The 16,778-nt window shown below is 70.6% G+C and carries 15 protein-coding genes and 1 riboswitch; of the genes, 9 read left to right on the top strand and 6 right to left on the bottom strand.

From position 1 onward, the window contains the following. Positions 1 to 31: 31 nt before the first annotated feature. Complete coding sequence (locus AC5P09_RS02650) at positions 32 to 283, bottom strand: hypothetical protein (RefSeq protein WP_493872225.1); 252 nt, start codon at positions 281 to 283, stop codon at positions 32 to 34. Next, complete coding sequence (locus tag AC5P09_RS02645) at positions 270 to 1,772, bottom strand: PspC domain-containing protein (RefSeq protein WP_493872224.1); 1,503 nt, start codon at positions 1,770 to 1,772, stop codon at positions 270 to 272. Before AC5P09_RS02645 ends, AC5P09_RS02650 begins: the two co-directional genes overlap by 14 nt. Positions 1,773 to 1,951: 179 nt before the next feature. On the opposite strand from AC5P09_RS02645, the gene AC5P09_RS02640 reads away from it, so the two are divergent. From AC5P09_RS02640 to AC5P09_RS02620, 5 genes are all read left to right on the top strand, one after another. After that, positions 1,952 to 3,244 carry an ATP-binding protein gene (locus AC5P09_RS02640; protein ID WP_493872223.1) on the top strand — a complete coding sequence of 431 codons (1,293 nt, stop codon included), beginning with the start codon at positions 1,952 to 1,954 and terminating at the stop codon, positions 3,242 to 3,244. Next, positions 3,241 to 3,957 carry a LuxR C-terminal-related transcriptional regulator gene (locus AC5P09_RS02635; protein WP_307676823.1) on the top strand — a complete coding sequence of 239 codons (717 nt, stop codon included), beginning with the start codon at positions 3,241 to 3,243 and terminating at the stop codon, positions 3,955 to 3,957. The genes AC5P09_RS02640 and AC5P09_RS02635 overlap by 4 nt, the downstream gene beginning before the upstream one ends. 189 nt (positions 3,958 to 4,146) lie before the next feature. Continuing rightward, positions 4,147 to 4,395 (top strand): DUF397 domain-containing protein, encoded by a 249-nt coding sequence (locus tag AC5P09_RS02630; RefSeq protein WP_493872222.1) that lies wholly within the window; start codon positions 4,147 to 4,149, stop codon positions 4,393 to 4,395. 290 nt (positions 4,396 to 4,685) lie between these two features. Then, entirely contained in the window at positions 4,686 to 5,285 is a 600-nt protein-coding gene (locus AC5P09_RS02625; protein ID WP_493872221.1) for a hypothetical protein, read from the top strand. After that, complete coding sequence (locus AC5P09_RS02620; protein ID WP_493872220.1) at positions 5,282 to 5,557, top strand: PIN domain-containing protein; 276 nt, start codon at positions 5,282 to 5,284, stop codon at positions 5,555 to 5,557. The genes AC5P09_RS02625 and AC5P09_RS02620 overlap by 4 nt, the downstream gene beginning before the upstream one ends. Positions 5,558 to 5,582: 25 nt before the next feature. Here AC5P09_RS02620 and AC5P09_RS02615 read toward each other — a convergent pair whose 3' ends face one another. Further along, a complete protein-coding gene (locus AC5P09_RS02615) occupies positions 5,583 to 6,647 on the bottom strand; it encodes a C40 family peptidase (RefSeq protein WP_493872219.1) in 1,065 nt (354 codons plus the stop codon). A 528-nt stretch (positions 6,648 to 7,175) separates the two neighbouring features. Here AC5P09_RS02615 and AC5P09_RS02610 point away from each other — a divergent pair. Both AC5P09_RS02610 and AC5P09_RS02605 read left to right on the top strand, forming a co-directional pair. Then, positions 7,176 to 7,529, top strand: a complete 354-nt coding sequence (locus AC5P09_RS02610; protein ID WP_307676830.1) for a hypothetical protein — start codon at positions 7,176 to 7,178, stop codon at positions 7,527 to 7,529. A gap of 125 nt (positions 7,530 to 7,654) precedes the next feature. Further along, positions 7,655 to 8,263 (top strand): hypothetical protein, encoded by a 609-nt coding sequence (locus tag AC5P09_RS02605; protein ID WP_493872218.1) that lies wholly within the window; start codon positions 7,655 to 7,657, stop codon positions 8,261 to 8,263. Between the two features lie 34 nt (positions 8,264 to 8,297). On the opposite strand, the gene AC5P09_RS02600 is transcribed toward AC5P09_RS02605, so the two are convergent. Beyond that, complete coding sequence (locus AC5P09_RS02600; protein ID WP_493872217.1) at positions 8,298 to 9,470, bottom strand: C40 family peptidase; 1,173 nt, start codon at positions 9,468 to 9,470, stop codon at positions 8,298 to 8,300. 8 nt (positions 9,471 to 9,478) lie between these two features. Further along, positions 9,479 to 9,648: riboswitch (cyclic di-AMP (ydaO/yuaA leader) on the bottom strand. A gap of 264 nt (positions 9,649 to 9,912) precedes the next feature. Between AC5P09_RS02600 and AC5P09_RS02595 the strand changes: the two genes are divergently transcribed. Together AC5P09_RS02595 and pcrA are read left to right on the top strand one after the other, a co-directional pair. Next, positions 9,913 to 11,004 (top strand): ScyD/ScyE family protein, encoded by a 1,092-nt coding sequence (locus tag AC5P09_RS02595; RefSeq protein ID WP_493872216.1) that lies wholly within the window; start codon positions 9,913 to 9,915, stop codon positions 11,002 to 11,004. Between the two features lie 94 nt (positions 11,005 to 11,098). Further along, on the top strand, positions 11,099 to 13,582 hold the full coding sequence (gene pcrA / locus AC5P09_RS02590; protein ID WP_493872215.1) for a DNA helicase PcrA: 2,484 nt from the start codon (positions 11,099 to 11,101) through the stop codon (positions 13,580 to 13,582). 60 nt (positions 13,583 to 13,642) lie between these two features. On the opposite strand, the gene AC5P09_RS02585 is transcribed toward pcrA, so the two are convergent. Further along, positions 13,643 to 15,184 carry a M23 family metallopeptidase gene (locus tag AC5P09_RS02585; RefSeq protein WP_493872312.1) on the bottom strand — a complete coding sequence of 514 codons (1,542 nt, stop codon included), beginning with the start codon at positions 15,182 to 15,184 and terminating at the stop codon, positions 13,643 to 13,645. 270 nt (positions 15,185 to 15,454) lie between these two features. Then, positions 15,455 to 16,339 carry a lipase family alpha/beta hydrolase gene (locus AC5P09_RS02580; RefSeq protein ID WP_493872214.1) on the bottom strand — a complete coding sequence of 295 codons (885 nt, stop codon included), beginning with the start codon at positions 16,337 to 16,339 and terminating at the stop codon, positions 15,455 to 15,457. Positions 16,340 to 16,778: the final 439 nt, after the last annotated feature.

Genomic DNA, 16,778 nt, shown 5'->3' with positions numbered 1-16,778 from the left:
CGCGGGCGGGGCGCTTGCCGGGCGGCCACCGTCAGCTCGGCCCCACCGGTTCCACCGGTTGCGGCCCGGCGGGCTTCGTACGGCCCACCGCGCGGCGTCTGCGTATGGCCCGGGTCAGGGCCCCGACCGCGCCGGCCAGGCAGAGGCCGACGACGACGACCGGGATGACCACGAACCACGGGGTCTCCCAGGCGCCGCCCGCGTCACCGGCGTAGATGACGCCCGCGAGGATCAGGAAGGACCCGGCGACCAGCTTCCCCGGCTGGAACTCATGACGCAGCACGGCTCACCTCCGCCTGTCCGATGCCGACCCTGAGATCGAGGTCCAGCGTGCCGGTGCCCGTGCCGCCGGTCGTCGGTGCCAGGGTCACCTCCTTGTGCTTGCCCGGTGCCACGTCCACGTCCTTCTCGTCGTCGCCCGGCAACTGGATGTCGCCCACCCCCACGTCGATGCTCAGCTTCACGGTCACGTCCGCGGGCACGATGATCAGCAGTCGGCCCATGCCCACGTCCGCCTCTGTGGCCACCGTCTGCCCCTTCTTCAGGTCCAGCCGGCTCAGGTCCAGGGTGCCGACTCCGGTGCCGACGTTGTAGTTCGGCTGGACGCCCGCCACCGTGGCGGGCCGCCAGTCCGTGCGCTCCCAGTGGGTGTTGATGTCCGCCGGCAGGGCCGCCGACCCGGCGAGCAGACCCGCCGTGACGATCGCCAGGAAGATCGACCCCGCGCCCGTGCGTCCCAGGAACGCGCTGACCGTTATCCCCAGGCCGAGGACGATGAGCGCGCAGGCCAGCCCGGTCTGCAGGCTGGTGCCGAGGGTGTGCTCCTCCCACGTCAGGCGGGTGCCGAGACCGCCCGCGAGCAGAGCGAGCAGGAACACCCACCCGCCGATCCAGCGGGGGCCGCGCGGTTTGGGCGGCGGGGCGTACGGCGTGCGTATGCTCTCGCGGCCGTGCCAGGAGGCGCCCAGGCCGATGTTGACCGCCGCCGAGATGTCCCGGACCCGGGAGTCCTCCGGGCCCCAGAGATAACCGGTGCCGCCCACATGTGTGCCGTCCTTGACGATGGGGTCGCGCCACCAGGATGGGTAGGCGATGGGGACCGGCGGTGCCTGGGCCTCCGGCGGGGCGTCGGCGACGGCCTGGGCGGCCAAAGGGTCGGTGTCGGGGGCACCGCGGTGCCGCGACCAGTACCCGGCGCCCGCGAGGAGCAGGGAGAGGACGACGGCGAAGGCCAGCACCCCGCCGTTGTTCAGCAGCGTCAGGAACACCCCGCAGCCGACCAGCGCGAACAGCACGGCCGTCAGCGCCTGGCCGTCCACGCGGCCCGTCAGCAGCTTGCGCACCTCGTTCTCGTCCTCGTCGGCATACGGGACGAAGAGCCACGCGAAGCCGTAGAAGATGAGGCCTATGCCGCCGGTCGCGGACAGCACCGCGAGGGTGATCCGGAAGATCACCGGATCCATGTCGCACTGCCGCCCCAGCCCGGCACACACCCCGGCGAGCATCTTGTACCGTCGCTCGCGCCGGTACTTGTGGGGCAGCTCGGCCGCGCCCGCCTCCGCCGCGGCGGCCTCTCCTTCTCCCTCCGCGCCCGCCCGCACGTGCGCGCGCGAGGCCGCGCCCGGGCCGGCCGGGGCGTCCGCGTGCGGCTCCGCCCCCGCGGCGGGTGCGGCATCCGCGGCGGGCACGGCATCCTGCGGCCCGGCGCCCGGTCGGGGACGCGGGCCGGAGCCGGGTCCCGGACCCGTCGCGGCGTGCTCGTGATCTGTCATGGCTCCATGGTGACTGCCGCGCCGCCGCCGCGGCAGTCGGAACGACCCTGGCCGGACCCTGATATCTGCCCTGAGCCGGCGCCGGGGAAGTGTTCGACGGACCCGCCCGCCGAAGATCAGGGGAGTCTCGGGGGACAACCCTGATGCCCGCGCCGTGCCGCCGTGTGAACATCGATGGCATGCCGGAAGCCGCAGCAGCGCCACTCGTCGAACCGCGGCCGCCGCGCAAGCTCTACCGCAGCAGTGACGGACGCTGGCTCGGTGGCGTGGCGCGGGGGCTCGCCGGACATCTCGGCCTGCCCGTGATCTGGGTGCGGCTCATGTTCGTCGGCCTGTTCCTGGCGGACGGCCTCGGCGCCCTGCTGTACGCCGCGTTCTGGTTCTTCGTTCCGCTCGGCGTCGGCGGCGTCGGCGGCCAGAAACCCCCGTCCCTCGTTGCCACCGAGACCTCGGCGGACGGCCGCCGCAGACTCGTCACGCGCCGGCCGGACAAGGGCCAGATCGTGGCCCTGCTCCTCATGGTCGTCGTGGCCATGGTCTTCGTCGGCAATGTGAACCTCGGCAACGGCGCCAAGGCCTACCTCTGGCCGGTCGTCCTCGTCGGCGCGGGCGTCGCCCTCGTCTGGCGCCAGGCGGACAACGCCCGCCGGGCCCGCTGGGTCGAGGCCGGCCGCCGCCGGCGCACACTCACCCTGCTGCGCGCTGTGGCCGGCGTCCTGCTGGTCACCGCCGGCGTCTCCGGCATCTTCGTCCTGCAGGGCTCCGCCGCCCACCTCGGCTCGGTCCTGCAGGCGGCCCTCGCGGTCCTCGTCGGCATAACGCTCCTGGCAGGTCCCTACCTGGTGCGCATGACCCAGGACCTCTCCGAGGAGCGCCTGATGCGCATCCGCGCCCAGGAGCGCGCCGAAGTCGCCGCCCATGTCCACGACTCGGTGCTGCACACCCTCACCTTGATCCAGCGCAACGCGGAGAGTCCGGCGGAGGTGCGCCGTCTCGCCCGCGCCCAGGAGCGCGACCTGCGCACCTGGCTGTACAAGCCCGAGGGCACCGGCAAGGACGAGGCCGACGAGCCCACCACCCTTGCCGACGCGGTGCGGCGCAACGCCGCGGAGGTCGAGGACAAGCACGGCGTCCCCATAGAGGTGGTCGTCGTCGGCGACTGCCCCCTCGACGAGAGAATCGGGCCACAGACGCAGGCCGCACGCGAAGCGATGGTGAACGCCGCCAAGTACGGTGGCGAGGGCGGCGCAGTCCAGGTCTACGCCGAAGTCGAGGGAAAGACGGTCTTCGTGTCCGTCCGGGACCGCGGCCCCGGCTTCGACCTCGACTCGATACCCGCCGACCGCATGGGCGTCAGAGAATCGATCATCGGCCGCATGGAGCGCAACGGCGGCACGGCGCGGCTGCGCGCGGTGCCGGACGGCGGCACGGAGGTCGAGCTGGAGATGGAGAGGGCGGAGAAGACGTCATGAGCGACCCGACCGAGGGAACCGGCACCGCGGAGACCTCCGGTGGTGAGGGCGGGCGCCACGTACGCGTGGTCCTCGTCGACGACCACCGCATGTTCCGTACGGGCGTCCAGGCCGAGATCGGCCAGACCGAGCAGACCGGCGTGGAGGTCGTCGGCGAGGCCGCCGACGTGGACCAGGCGGTCACCGTCATCACCGCGACCCGGCCCGAGGTGGTCCTCCTCGACGTCCACCTCCCGGGCGGCGGCGGCGTCGAAGTCCTGCGCCGCTGCGCCCCGTTGATGTCCGACGCCGAGCAGCCCGTCCGCTTCCTCGCCCTGTCCGTGTCGGACGCGGCGGAGGACGTGATCGGCGTGATCCGCGGCGGCGCGCGAGGCTACGTCACGAAGACGATCACAGGCGCCGACCTGATCAACTCCATCTTCCGAGTCCAGGAGGGCGACGCGGTCTTCTCCCCGAGGCTCGCCGGTTTCGTCCTGGACGCCTTCGCGTCGACGGACGCGCCCCCGGTGGACGAGGACCTCGACCGCCTCACCCAGCGGGAGCGGGAGGTGCTGCGGCTGATTGCACGCGGGTACGCGTACAAGGAGATCGCCAAGCAGCTCTTCATCTCGGTGAAGACAGTGGAATCCCATGTGTCGGCGGTGCTGCGGAAGTTGCAGCTCTCCAACCGCCATGAGCTGACTCGGTGGGCGACGGCGCGGAGGCTGGTGTAGGCGGCGGCACCTGGACAGGGAGTTCGAACCCGACCGTCTTCCGATCCCGTGGGGCCGGGGTTCCGCACCCCAGGTGTCCGCGAGTGCGGTCACCAGCGTGAGGCCCCGGCCGGACTCCTCGTCGGGGGAGGTGCAGGCGCTTGGCGTTGAGGAGTCTGCCAGGTTCATCAGGAAGATGGCGGAGGAGCTATGAGCGCCGAACTGACGTGGTTCAAGTCGAGCTATAGCGACTCAGAGGGGAGCGCTTGCCTCGAAGTCGCCTACGCCTGGCGCAAGTCCAGCTACAGCGACTCCCAGGGCGGCGCCTGCCTCGAAGTCGCCGCCTGCCCCCACACCATCCACGTCCGTGACTCGAAGCTCGGAGCTCGAAGCCCTCGCTTCGACGTCCCCGTCGACGTCTGGGCCGCCTTCATCGCGTACGCCGCCCGCGAGGCCTGAGCCCCGGGCTTCGGGTGCCGAGACCCGAGCTTTTTTCCAAGGAAGGGGCGGGAAGAACGAACCCACCCTCCTGCCCTCCCCGTGTGCCAACTGCCGCGCACACCTGCGCACATGACTTTTCGTGATCGGCTTGCGACACACCGTTGCGAACTTCTAGCGTTCGCGACAACAAACAACCCCGGTCGGGTGTTACCAGCACCCGCCGGGGTCTCACCCCAAGATCGAACGGACCCCGATCTCGTGGCTTACGAAACTCTAGCGCTGCCCTGTCCGCACCCGCAGTGCATCCCATGGCCAAGCCCGGTTACGGCAAACGCTCCGCCCCGGACCAGTTGCCGCCCCGCCCCGGCGACTTCGACCATCTCCCAGCCCGCGAGGTGTACCTCGCGAGCTTCCTCGACCAGCTCTGCGAACACGCGGCCATGGACGCCAAGACCATCGCCAAGGCGCAGCCCCTCTACGGCCAGCAGGCCGTCCGCTCGGGGCTCAACGAACTCGGCCGGGCCGGGCACCTGCGGCGCGTACGGCGTCGTATCCCGCCTGCCGAGGGCGAGACCGGCATGCGGTGGGTCTTCCTCACCTACTGGTCCCGCACCGCACGTGACGACGAATGGTGGGCCCGCTTCCTCGAAGGTGACGTGACGTACGAGTCGCTTGCCGAGGCGGCTCCAGTGGACGTACCCAAGGCCGTACCGTCACCGTCCGTCGCGGACGCCCGGCCCTCCACCGCCTACATCATCCTCGCCCGACTCGGTCTTCAGGACCCGCGCTTGGCGCTGTCCTCCGCCGACTGCGCCTCCCTTGAGTCGCTGGCTGCCGACTGGCTGGCCCGGGGTGTGACTTCCGACCACCTGTCCCGGATCCTCGTCGCCGGGCGCTGTACTCGGTGACCGTTCCGGCACTCTGCCTGGCCGAGGCGACGAGGAGTCGCCCGGGCGTCTCGGTCCACCTTGCCCAACTTGCCGCGGTGGAGGTGGCGTCGGTCGACCGGCTCGTCGCCGACACCATGGGGCGGATCGGCGCGACGTTCTTCCCCGGCCAGGGGTGGACGGCTCTGCATGGCGAGGTGGTGAGCATGGCGACCGGTTGGGAGGTGGCCACGACGGAACCCGAGGAGTATCACGGGCTCGGGGTCCTGGTGTTGCCCGTGACGCGAGAGTGAGGCAGCCTTCCGGCCGGCCGCCCCCTCACACCACCCGCGTAGCCCCCGCGAACGGCATTTCGCTGATCGGAGCAATCCGCACCGGCGCCGACGGGTTGGGCGCGTGGACCATCTGGCCGTTGCCGATGTACATGCCGACGTGGCTGATGGCGGAGTAGAAGAACACCAGGTCGCCGGGGAGTAGTTCGGAGCGGGAGACGCGCGTGCCGGTGTCGATCTGCGCGTAGGTGGTGCGGGGGAGGGAGATGCCGGCGGAGCGGTACGCGGCTTGCATGAGGCCCGAGCAGTCGAAGGCGTCCGGGCCGGTCGCGCCCCAGACGTAGGGGCTGCCGAGCTTGGAGTAGGCGTACGAGACGGCGGCCGCGGCGCGGGAGTTGGGGGCCTGAGCGGTGGCTGAGCCGGGGGTCGTCAGGCCGTCCCGGTCGGTCGTCGACGAGCGGGAGGCGCGGGCCGCGTCTCCCTCGCCGAGCCCTGCGCGCTGCTCCGTGGGCAGCTGGGACAGCAGCTGTCGGGCCGCGCCCAGCTTGCCGTTGATCGTCTTCTTGTGGCGTTTCAGCTCCGCCTGGCGGGACTGCAGTGAGGCGAGCTCGATGTGTGCGGCGCCGCGCAGCTGCTCGATCTCCCGGAGCTGTTCGCGGACGCGGGCCACGGACGAGGCCTGGCGGCTGCCGGCCCGTTCGGCGAACTCGGCGCCGTCCAGGTACTGGTCGGGGTCGTCGGAGAGGGCGAGTTGCAGGGCGGGGTCGAGGCCGCCGTCGCGGTACTGGGCGGCGGCCATGGAACCCAGCGCGTCCCGGGCCGAGTTGAGGGTTTCCGTCCTGCGTGCCGCCTCGTCCCGCAGGTTCGACAGCCGCGACTCGGTGGCCTCCGCCTTCTCCTTCGCGCCGTTGTACTTCTCGGTGGCGACCTCCGCCTCCTGGTACAGCTTGTCCACCTTCGCCTTGACCTGCGCCGGCGTGAGCTGAGGCTCGGCGTGTCCGGTCCCGTCGAAGCCGGTCGCGGTCGCCGCGCCCGCGAGGGCGATCGTCGCCGCCGTCCGGGCCTTGGTGCCGCTGACCGAGCGTTGCCGGGGCTTGCGGTGCGCTGCCACGTGGACTGCACGTCCTTTCGTACGACTCGTACGACCGCCCTGTCCGTACGAACGCCAAGCGGAGCGGACGTACGGCCACCCGGGGGCGGTCACGCGTCCGGCGACGACCCGCACAGGGGGAGCGGACCGCCGCCGGACCTTCTCGGCGGTGGTGGCCGACTGCCGCCCCTGGTCCGGGCGGCGGTGGGGAGCCGGTCACCTGAGGGAGGACGCTAAACCTGACCGTGACGGCGGGGTAACGCGATGTGCGGAAGTTCTCCGAGCTGACCACCGGGTGACCGTATGTGACCGTGATCCGCGGTCGGCCCCGTCGACTTCACGCAGAGCGATGACCGATGTGCCGAATCCGGACCAGCGAGGGCGGTCGGGTGCTATGGGCCGCATATATGCAAGATCTGCCGCGGCGAGGCGAGGTGAGGCGAGGCGAGGTGGGTGAGGCGAGGCAGGGGTCGGGGTCGGGGTCGGGAGAGGCGGTTGGGACGGGGCGGTGTCGGAGGGCGCCCGGGGGTCTGATTAGGCTCCGGCCTCATGGACGTACTCATCCATCTCTTCGTCGGCCTGCACATCATCGGCATCGCCTCGCTGCTCGGCGGCTTCCTCACCCAGATGAAGGCGATGGGCCAGGGCACCGCCCGCTTCGTCCCGGCGATGCTGCACGGCGCGCTGACGATGCTGGTCACGGGCGTCATCCTGGTCGGCCTCAACCAGGCCGACGACCAGTCCGTCAACAACATCAAGATCGGCGTGAAGCTGGCCCTGCTGATCGTGATCCTGGGGCTCGTCTACGTCCAGCGGGACGAGGAGACGGTGGACAAGCGGCTGTTCGGGCTGGTCGGCGCGCTGACCACGGCGAACATCTTCATCGCGGTGCTGTGGACCTGAGGGACCCGTCGCCGGCCCGGGCCGAGGTCACCGCGCCCACGGCGACGGTCTGAGTAGTTCCGCTCATGACAACCCGCGCTCCGAGCGGGGAAACTCTGCCCATGCCCTTCAGGCGATCAGCAGCCATGGCCGCAGCCGCTTCCCTCACGGCGATCACCATGACCGCGTGCGGCAGCCAAAAGGGCGGGGCAGCCGATGAGGCCGGCTCCGCGCAGTCGGGCAGCCCGACGCCTTCCTACCCGCCCCCGCCGAAGTGCGCGCAGCCGACCGAGACACCCACGGCGCTGCCTTCCTCACCCGTTCCGAGCACGTCGAGCACGTCGAGCACGTCGAGCCCGGACGGAGGCCGACCGGACGGGCCCGTCGACGCGCCCCCCAACTACGCCGACAACCACGCCTACCGCATGCGGGCGTCCCTGAGCGCGGAGCAGCAGGCCAGTGGGCAGGCGTCGGCCGAGCTCATCCTCACGGAGCTGGCGAAGGTCCGGGAGGAAGGCGGCTCCGGGGAGTTCGGCCGCTTCAGTGACCAGCGCGTGGCGGCGGCACTGCGGCGTGTCGGCTGCGGCGAGGAGCATGGCGTCTTCGTCGGGAACGGGTACTACGCCGTCTACACGGGCGTCGTGTGCGTGTCCGGGCGGGTGACGAAGGACGAGCTGACCAGCGAGGTGCACGGCGTCTACGCCGAGCCCCAGCCGGGAGCGGGGCCCTGTGTCGAGAACCAGGGAGGTCACTGACCAGGGCCCGCGCCCGCGTCCGGGCGGCGTCCTGTCAGGCCGGCCGCACCACGCTGTGGATCGACGACTCGCCGTCGTAGAAAATGGACTCCTCGCGGACGTACGCGCCCGGCTTCGGGGCGTGGATCATCATGCCGTTGCCGATGTAGAGGCCGACGTGGCTGATGTCGTCGTAGAAGAAGACCAGGTCACCGGGCTGGGCGGCGGAGACGGAGACCGTGGTGCCGGCCTTGACCTGGTCGTAGGTGACGCGCGGGATGTCGACGCCGGCGGCCTTCCAGGCGGCCTGGGTGAGGCCGGAGCAGTCGTAGGACTCGGGGCCGGTGGCGCCCCAGACGTACGGCTTGCCGATCTGGGCGCGGACGAAGGCGAGCGCCTTCTCGGCCTTGGTGGCGTACGAGGCGTCCGTGGCGGTGGACGAGTCGGTGGAGGAGGAAGAGCTCGACGAGCCGCTGCTCGCCTCCTGTTGAGCCGCCGCCTCCTCCCGGGCCTTCTGCTCCGCCGCCTGCTGCCGCGCCAGCTCGGCCGCCTTGGCCGCGGCCTCCTGCTGCTTCTTCCGCTCGATCGCCGCGAGCCGGGCCTTCTCCTCGGCGGTCAGCTGCGACAGCAGCGCGCGGGCGTCGGCGAGCTTAGTCTGCACCGTGGCCTTGGCGGTCTTGAGCTCGCCCTGTGACTTGGTGAGCGTCTGAAGGCTCTCGGTGGCCTCCTGGCGCTTCTTCATCGTCGCGGACTGCTCGGTGACGTAGTCGTCGACCGCGCCCTTCTGGCGGTTGGTCAGCCGGCCCATCAGCTGGGTCTGGTCGAAGTAGTCCTGCGGGGAGTCCGCGAGCAGGAAGGTCGCCGTGTCGGGGGCGGAGGCGCCGGTCCGGTACTGGGCGGCGGCGAAGGAACCGAGTTCCTCCCGCGCCTCGTTGAGGCTCTGGGTGCGCTGGGCGACGTCGTCGAGGAGGGTGTCCACGCGCTTGCGCTGCTTCGCGGTCTTCTCCTGGGCCGCGTTGTACTTGTCGGTCGCCGACTCCGCCTGCCGGTACAGGTCGTCGACCTTCTTCTCGACCTCTTCGAGGCTCGGTTTGTCGTCGGCCGACGGGGCGGCGTTGGCCGTCTGGGACAGCAGTGCCACGGAGGTGAGGGCGGCCGTGGCGAGGGCGGGGGTCCATATGCCTGCTACGCGCGTGCCCGAAGGGCGCGACTTGCGGTGCGACGCCAAGGGAGGCGACTCCTTCCACGTTCCGCCTACCGAGTTAGCTGTCGGGTTCGGGCGGGTGGTTAGGAAGGTTTGCCCTACGGCCTTTCCCTGGAAGGGAGTTCGGGCCGATTCACCCCAAGGTCGGTGGGTCCCCGGCTCCGGGCGCGCGGCGGCGCGTCGGACTCGGCGGAGGCCGTGCGGCCCGGCGACGTTCGCCGGTGGGTGTCGTACGGCCTGTCTGGCACGGTAGCCAACTGGTGTGGCCCCTGTGAAGGTTGATGTTCGATATGCCCGATACATTTTCGTGACCTTGGGTCAGGGCATGGCTCGCCGTGGTCGATCCGGAGGGATCTGCCACGACTTGTGCGTATTTTCTCCGGAGTGATGACGTCCGCCCGCTTCGGGGCGCTAGCTTCCACCCAGCCGCGGTCCGGTGCCGTGGCTGGGGAAGAGGGGCACGGCCATGACGAAACGCAGGACACTCGTCGCCACGGGACTCGCGACAGGAGTCGCACTCGCCGCCACCGCGGGCGTCGCGCCCGCCAGTGCGGGCCAGGGAGGCCAGGCGGGCGGCAAACCGGTCGTCCGGGTGATCGCGACCGGCCTCGACAACCCGCGCCAGCTCTCCTACGACCACGGCCGGCTGTACGTCGCCGAGGCCGGCCGGGGCGGCAAGAAGTGCATCGGGGAGGGACCCGAGGGCGAGACGTGCGTCGGCCTCACCTCCGCGCTCACCAAGGTCTACTGGGACGGGGGCGCGTGGAAGCACCACAGGGTGGTGAAGGGGCTGCCCTCGGGCGCCGCCCCGGACGGCGGCTTCGCGACCGGCCTCGACGGTGTCTCCGCCCTGCACGGCAAGGTCTGGGGCGTCGAGACGTACGCCCCGCCGGAGGCCGGAGTCCCGACGGCCCCGCCCTGGAACACCCTCGGCAAGCTGCTGCACCTCGAGCACGGCAAGGCGAGGATCGCCGCGGACATCTCGGCCGTCGAGTTCCGGCACAACCCGCACAAGGCGTCGCTGGAGTCCAACCCGTACGCCGTCCTCGCCCTCCCCGACGGCCGCAAGATCGTCGCGGACGCGGCCGGAAACGACCTGGTCGTCGTCTCGCCCGGCGGCAGGGTCCGCCCCTTCACGGTCTTCCCGGACCACGACGGCAACGAGTCCGTCCCCACCTCCCTCGCCCTCGGCCCCGACGGCACGCTCTACGTCGGCGAGCTGAACGGCGAGGCCGCCAAGCCCACCGCGCGGGTGTGGAAGGTCGACCCCCGGACCGGCAGGATCCTCGGTTGGAAGTCCGGCTTCGGCTCCATCGGCGGCCTGGCCTTCAACGACAAGGGCGACCTGTACGTCAGCCAGCTCTTCGCCGGCCGGGTGACGAAGGTCTCGCACGGCAAACGTACGAGCGTGAAGGTGCCGTTCCCGGCGGGCGTGGCCGTCGACCCGTACGACGGCAAGGTCTATGTCTCGGCCTGGTCGATCGCGGACCGCGACGGCACGATGCTGGAGGGCAGGAAGACACCGGGCGGCCAGCTCTGGAAGATCCTCGGCTTCTGAGCCCTTCCGGAGTCCTTCCGAGAACCCTTCGTACGGGGCGAAGTTCTTGGGGTGGCGGCGGGCTGTCAGTGGGGCGTCCTAGACTCGGAGAGCGATGAGCAGCCTCTTTGATGACAGCTTCCTGGCGAACCTCCAGGGCCCCCGGGCCCACGAGGAAGAACCCCCGCCGCCCGACGACGATCACGCACCGGAGCCCGTTCCGGACGATCTGTTCGGCGGGAAGTTCGACGTGCCGCCGGACCGGGACGCGTACTACCGCGACGGCGCCCCGCGCCCGGCGGTGGACCCGGCCGCGCTCCTGGACGGGCTGAACGAGAACCAGCGCGCCGCGGTCGTGCACCACGGCACCCCGCTGCTCATCGTGGCCGGCGCCGGCTCCGGCAAGACCCGCGTGCTCACCCACCGCATCGCCCACCTGCTCGGCGAGCGGAACGTGCATCCGGGCCAGATCCTCGCGATCACCTTCACCAACAAGGCCGCGGGCGAGATGAAGGAGCGCGTCGAGCACCTCGTCGGACCGCGCGCGAACGCGATGTGGGTGATGACCTTCCACAGCGCGTGCGTGCGCATCCTGCGGCGCGAGAGCAAGAAGCTCGGCTTCACCTCGTCCTTCTCGATCTACGACGCCGCCGACTCCAAGCGCCTGATGGCCCTGGTCTGCCGCGACCTGGACCTCGACCCCAAGCGCTTCCCGCCGAAGTCCTTCAGCGCGAAGATCAGCAACCTGAAGAACGAGCTGATCGACGAGGAGGACTTCGCCGCCCAGGCCACCGACGGCTTCGAGAAGACCCTCGCCCAGGCCTACGCCATGTACCAGTCACGACTGCGCGAGGCGAACGCCCTCGACTTCGACGACCTGATCATGACGACGGTCAACCTGCTGCGCGCCTTCCCGGACGTGGCCGAGCACTACCGCCGCCGCTTCCGGCACGTCCTCGTCGACGAGTACCAGGACACCAACCACGCCCAGTACGCACTGGTCCGGGAACTCGTCGGCACCTCCGAGCACCCGGTGGACGTCCCGCCCAGCGAGGACGACCTCCAGCCCGCCGAACTGTGCGTGGTGGGCGACGCCGACCAGTCGATCTACGCCTTCCGCGGCGCGACCATCCGCAACATCCTCCAGTTCGAGGAGGACTACCCGGACGCGACGACGATCCTCCTGGAGCAGAACTACCGCTCCACCCAGACGATCCTCACCGTCGCCAACGCCGTCATCGAGCGCAACGAGTCCCGCCGCCCCAAGAACCTGTGGACCAACGCGGGCGCGGGCGCGCGCATCACCGGCTATGTCGCCGACACCGAGCACGACGAGGCACAGTTCGTCGCCGACGAGATAGACCGCCTCACGGACGCGGGCGACGCGAAAGCGGGAGACGTCGCCGTCTTCTACCGCACGAACGCCCAGTCCCGTGTCTTCGAAGAGATCTTCATCCGTGTCGGCCTGCCCTACAAGGTCGTCGGCGGCGTCCGCTTCTACGAGCGCAAGGAGGTCCGGGACGTCCTGGCCTACCTGCGGGTGCTGTCCAACCCGGAGGACTCGGTACCGCTGCGCCGGATCCTGAACGTCCCCAAGCGCGGCATCGGCGACCGCGCCGAGGCGATGATCGACGCCCTGTCCCAGCGCGAGAAGATCAGCTTCCCGCAGGCGCTCAAGCGCGTCGACGAGGCGTACGGCATGGCCGCGCGCTCCACGAACGCCGTGAAGCGGTTCAACACGCTGATGGAGGACCTCCGTACGATCGCCGAGTCCGGCGCGAGCCCGGCGACCGTCCTGGAGGCGGTGCTCGAACGCACCGGCTACCTCGCCGAGTTGCAGGCCTCCACCGACCCGCAGGACGAGACCCGGATCGAGAACCTCCAGGAACTCGCCGCCGTGGCCCTGGAGTTCGAGCAGGAGACGGGAGAGGGCGAGGCGTCCGGCTCGCTCTCCGACTTCCTGGAGCGGGTGGCCCTGGTCGCCGACTCCGACCAGATCCCCGACGAGGACGAGGACGGCTCCGGAGTCATCACCCTGATGACCCTGCACACCGCCAAGGGCCTCGAGTTCCCGGTCGTCTTCCTGACCGGCATGGAGGACGGCGTCTTCCCGCACATGCGCGCCCTCGGCCAGGCCAAGGAGCTGGAGGAGGAGCGGCGCCTGGCCTACGTCGGCATCACGCGCGCGCGGGAACGGCTGTATCTGACGCGGTCCTCGATGCGCAGCGCGTGGGGGCAGCCGTCGTACAACCCGCCGTCGCGGTTCCTTGAGGAGATTCCGGCGCAGCACGTGGACTGGAAGCGGACGGGGGCGATGGCGCCGGTGTCCTCCGGTCCGGCGTCCGGGGTGGCGGCCTCGCTGTCGTCGTCCCGCTCCCGCTCGTCGGCCTCCGGCGCGTCCGGCTTCGCCACGCGCCGGACCTCGGAGAAGCCGACCGTGTCGCTGGCGGTCGGGGACCGGGTGACCCACGACCAGTTCGGGCTCGGCACGGTCGTGGGAGTGAAGGGCACGGGCGGCAACGCCGAGGCGACGATCGACTTCGGGGACGAGAAGCCGAAGCGGCTGTTGTTGCGCTACGCGCCGGTGGAGAAACTCTGACCGATGCTGTGAGCCCCTGCTCGACAGGGGCTCACTGAGGTCAGCAGGGGCTCACTGAGGTCAGGTGGGGTCGATCCCGTGGCTGCGCAGCCACGGCAGCGGGTCGATGGCCGAGCCACCCGCGGGCCGTACCTCGAAGTGCAGGTGCGGGCCGGTCGAGTTGCCGGAGTTGCCGGAGTACGCGATCGGGTCGCCGGCCTTGACGGTCGTACCGGAGGCGACGCGGTAGCTGGAGAGGTGGCAGTACCACGTCTCCGTGCCGTCCTTCTCGGTCACGATCATCATGTTGCCGTACGCGCTGTTCCACTGCGTCCGCACGGTGCCGTCGGTCGCGGCCATCACGGTCGTGCCGTAGGAGACCGGGAAGTCGATGCCCGTGTGCACGGACATCCAGTTGATGCCGGACTGGCCGAAGTAGGCGCTGAGCCCGTGCTCGGCGACCGGCAGCGCGTACTTGGGCCGCAGCCGCTCCTTGCGCGCTGCCTCCGCGGCGGCCTTCTTCTTCTCCGCGAGCTGCTGGGCCTTGAGGTCGATACGTTCCTGCGTACGGCTGGCCCGGTCGGCGAAGTCGTCGGCGCCGGCGGAAAGACTCTTAAGCTGGGTGTCCAGCTTGTTGTTCGCGGCGGACGGCTTCACGGCCGTCGCGTCCGACGCGGTCGTCGAGGTGTCGCTGCTGTCGTCGGCCAGGGCACTGACGGACGCGGCGGCGATCCCCGCGACGCCCATCACGCAGGCCGAGGGCACGGCCACCGTCAGCAGCGCGGAGCGCTTGGGGGGCGGACGGCGGCGGGAGCGGGAAGCACCGCGGGCGGCGGCGCGCGAGGACGGGGCGGGTGACCCGGCAGGTGCGGCTGCGGCTGCCGGGGTGACTTCTTCCTGGTCGTCGAGGAGAAGCGCGTCGGCTGCGGCGGGCATGGTGCCGGTGGCGGTCGACTCGGCGTCGTGGGAGGCGGTTTCGTCGTAGAGCTTGTCGTACGACTCGTTGTACGTCTCGCTGTGCGTCTCGTTGTGCGTGACCTGCTCGAAGGTGGCCGTCGCGTGCTGCTCGTACTCTTCGTGGCCGGTCGCGGAGGCGCCGCCGTCGGAGTTCCACTGCGTGGCGTCGTACGCGCCAGTGTCGCAGGCCTGCGAGCCCCATTCCCAGTGCTGGGTCTGGTCGGCCGGGGTGCCGGAATGGTCGGGCTGGAGCCAGGCGCTCGCGTCCCACTGGCCGCTGGCGTCGGGGCTGGTGGCCTGCGGCGGGATCGAGGACAGCTGCTGGTGGCCGGTGTTCCAGGCGGTGGTGTCGTACCCGCCGGTGTCGTAGGCGGCGTGGTGCTGGGCCGCGTACGCGTCGTAGTTCAGCGTCTGGTGACCGCCCGTCGACCAGGTCGAGGAGTCGTACGAGCCGGTGGAGTCGCCGGGCATGCAGCCGAAAAGGGGGTCGGCCTCGAAGGACGCGGTGGCGTGGGCGCCGGTGTCGAAAGCGGTGCCCGACGCCGGGTCGAAACCGGTGGCGTCATAGGTGCCGTACGTGGTGAAGTCGCCGTACTGGGCTTCCTGGGTGCCGTACGACGCGTAGGGCGCCGAGGCGGCTTCGGAAGCCGGAGCCGGGGTGGTCATGGTCCCCGACGAGTGACGGTCGTTCACCAACTTCTCTTTCGCCTCGACAACAGGGGCTGCCAGAGCAGTGCGGTGACTGTACCCGGCGGTATGCGGGCACGACAATCTTCGTCTGGTTTCGGGCGCGCAGGAAACGGGCATTCGGCCGTGTTTCGGGGGACGGCGGGCGTGGGTTTGGCCCTGTGTTCGAAGAGTGTTCGATGATGGTCGGCTTCCGTCGGACTGTCCACGGCTTGTCGAGGGGCTGTCCGCGGGCTGTGTCCGCCGCAATCACGCCACGGTCAGGCCGCCGGCGTGCCCCTCCGCCTCGGTCGCTGTCCGTGCCGTGTCGAGCACATCCCGTATTCCGTTCGCGACCGCGGGGTGCACGGGCAGGGCGAGATGCCCGACGCCGCTCACCCGGACGTTCTGCACGGTCAGGTCGGGGTGGTCGATGCAGGCGGTCTCCAGCGGGTCCATCAGGTGGTCGAGGTCGCTCCAGAAGCTGACGAAGTGCGTACGGCAGCCGGGTGCGGGCCGGGTCAGCTCCTCGAGCAGCTGCGAGCCGGGGCGCATCTGGCGCACGATCGGGTGCGCGTTCGCCAGCGGCACCACGCGGGTGCCGGAGTGCGGTGTGCCGAGTGTCACCAGTGTCCGGACGCGGAGGTCGCCGCCGAGCCGCTGCACGTAGTACCGCCCGATCAGCCCGCCGAGGCTGTGTCCGACGATGTCGACCTGCTCGCTGCCCGTGCGTTCGCAGATCTCCTCTATGTGCCGGCCGAGCAGCTCCGCCGCGGTGCGGATGTCGCAGGTCAGCGGTGAGTAGTTGAGCGACTCGATCTGCTGCCTGCCGTGCTGGGCGAGACTGCGGCGCAGCAGGACGAAGACCGAGCGGTTGTCTATGAAGCCGTGCAGCAGGACGACCGGGGGCTTGGCCTCCCTGGGCAGTTGGGGCGTGTCGGCGTCGTCCGGTGACGGAAGCGGGGGCACGGCGGCCCGGCGCTCCTGGGCGATGCCGGAGGGATAGAGGAGCAGGTGGCCCGCGAGGATCGCGATCTCCAGGGCGGTCGCCTTCAGGAGTGCCAGGGAGAGGCCCGCCAGTTTGCCCGGGAGCATGTCCGGGAGGAGTCGCTGGCAGAGCGGAAGAAAGGGCAGCACTGCCTTGGTGACCTTCATGGCCGACCTCCTGTCGGCACGCAGGGGGACGGCTCTGTCCCCCGGGTGCCCTCATGGGGAGGCGCGGTGGAGGTCCTCGACGGAGCGCGAGTGGGGCACGTGGGGTGAGGATGGTGCGCGGCGCCTGTTTCCGGAGTTGCCGATGGGGCTGCTGCCGGTGATGGTGCTGGTGTTGCGCCGATGACCTGACGAGATTCCCTGTCGGTGTGGCGACGAGGCTCCCCGCTGTCGTGCCTTACCTGCCCTGCGTGCCCTTCGTGCCCTCGTCGAAACGCCTCACCGCCGCGGCGCGCGGCCTGCGGCGCGGCGGTGAGGCGACCTCGTCGCGGCTCCCGAACGTGTCCCACCATGTGATTTCCCCCTCGGTATCCACCGCGAAACTGCCGGTTGCGGGATCCTGGCGATAACGTTCGTTCACTTTCCCGGCCGGTGCGGTACT

This window comes from Streptomyces sp. a15, assembly GCF_059026085.1.
The sequence above is the reverse complement of the archived record's forward strand: the minus strand, read 5'-3'. Positions and strand labels throughout refer to the sequence as shown.

Excerpts from the sequence above, each read along its gene's own strand:
- AC5P09_RS02645 (WP_493872224.1), bottom strand. The coding sequence starts at position 1,772 with ATGACAGATCACGAGCACGCCGCGACGGGTCCGGGACCCGGCTCCGGC.
- AC5P09_RS02640 (WP_493872223.1), top strand. The coding sequence starts at position 1,952 with ATGCCGGAAGCCGCAGCAGCGCCACTCGTCGAACCGCGGCCGCCGCGC.
- AC5P09_RS02635 (WP_307676823.1), top strand. The coding sequence starts at position 3,241 with ATGAGCGACCCGACCGAGGGAACCGGCACCGCGGAGACCTCCGGTGGT.
- AC5P09_RS02630 (WP_493872222.1), top strand. The coding sequence starts at position 4,147 with ATGAGCGCCGAACTGACGTGGTTCAAGTCGAGCTATAGCGACTCAGAG.
- AC5P09_RS02625 (WP_493872221.1), top strand. The coding sequence starts at position 4,686 with ATGGCCAAGCCCGGTTACGGCAAACGCTCCGCCCCGGACCAGTTGCCG.
- AC5P09_RS02610 (WP_307676830.1), top strand. The coding sequence starts at position 7,176 with ATGGACGTACTCATCCATCTCTTCGTCGGCCTGCACATCATCGGCATC.
- AC5P09_RS02605 (WP_493872218.1), top strand. The coding sequence starts at position 7,655 with ATGGCCGCAGCCGCTTCCCTCACGGCGATCACCATGACCGCGTGCGGC.
- AC5P09_RS02595 (WP_493872216.1), top strand. The coding sequence starts at position 9,913 with ATGACGAAACGCAGGACACTCGTCGCCACGGGACTCGCGACAGGAGTC.
- pcrA (WP_493872215.1), top strand. The coding sequence starts at position 11,099 with ATGAGCAGCCTCTTTGATGACAGCTTCCTGGCGAACCTCCAGGGCCCC.
- AC5P09_RS02585 (WP_493872312.1), bottom strand. The coding sequence starts at position 15,184 with ATGACCACCCCGGCTCCGGCTTCCGAAGCCGCCTCGGCGCCCTACGCG.
- AC5P09_RS02580 (WP_493872214.1), bottom strand. The coding sequence starts at position 16,339 with ATGAAGGTCACCAAGGCAGTGCTGCCCTTTCTTCCGCTCTGCCAGCGA.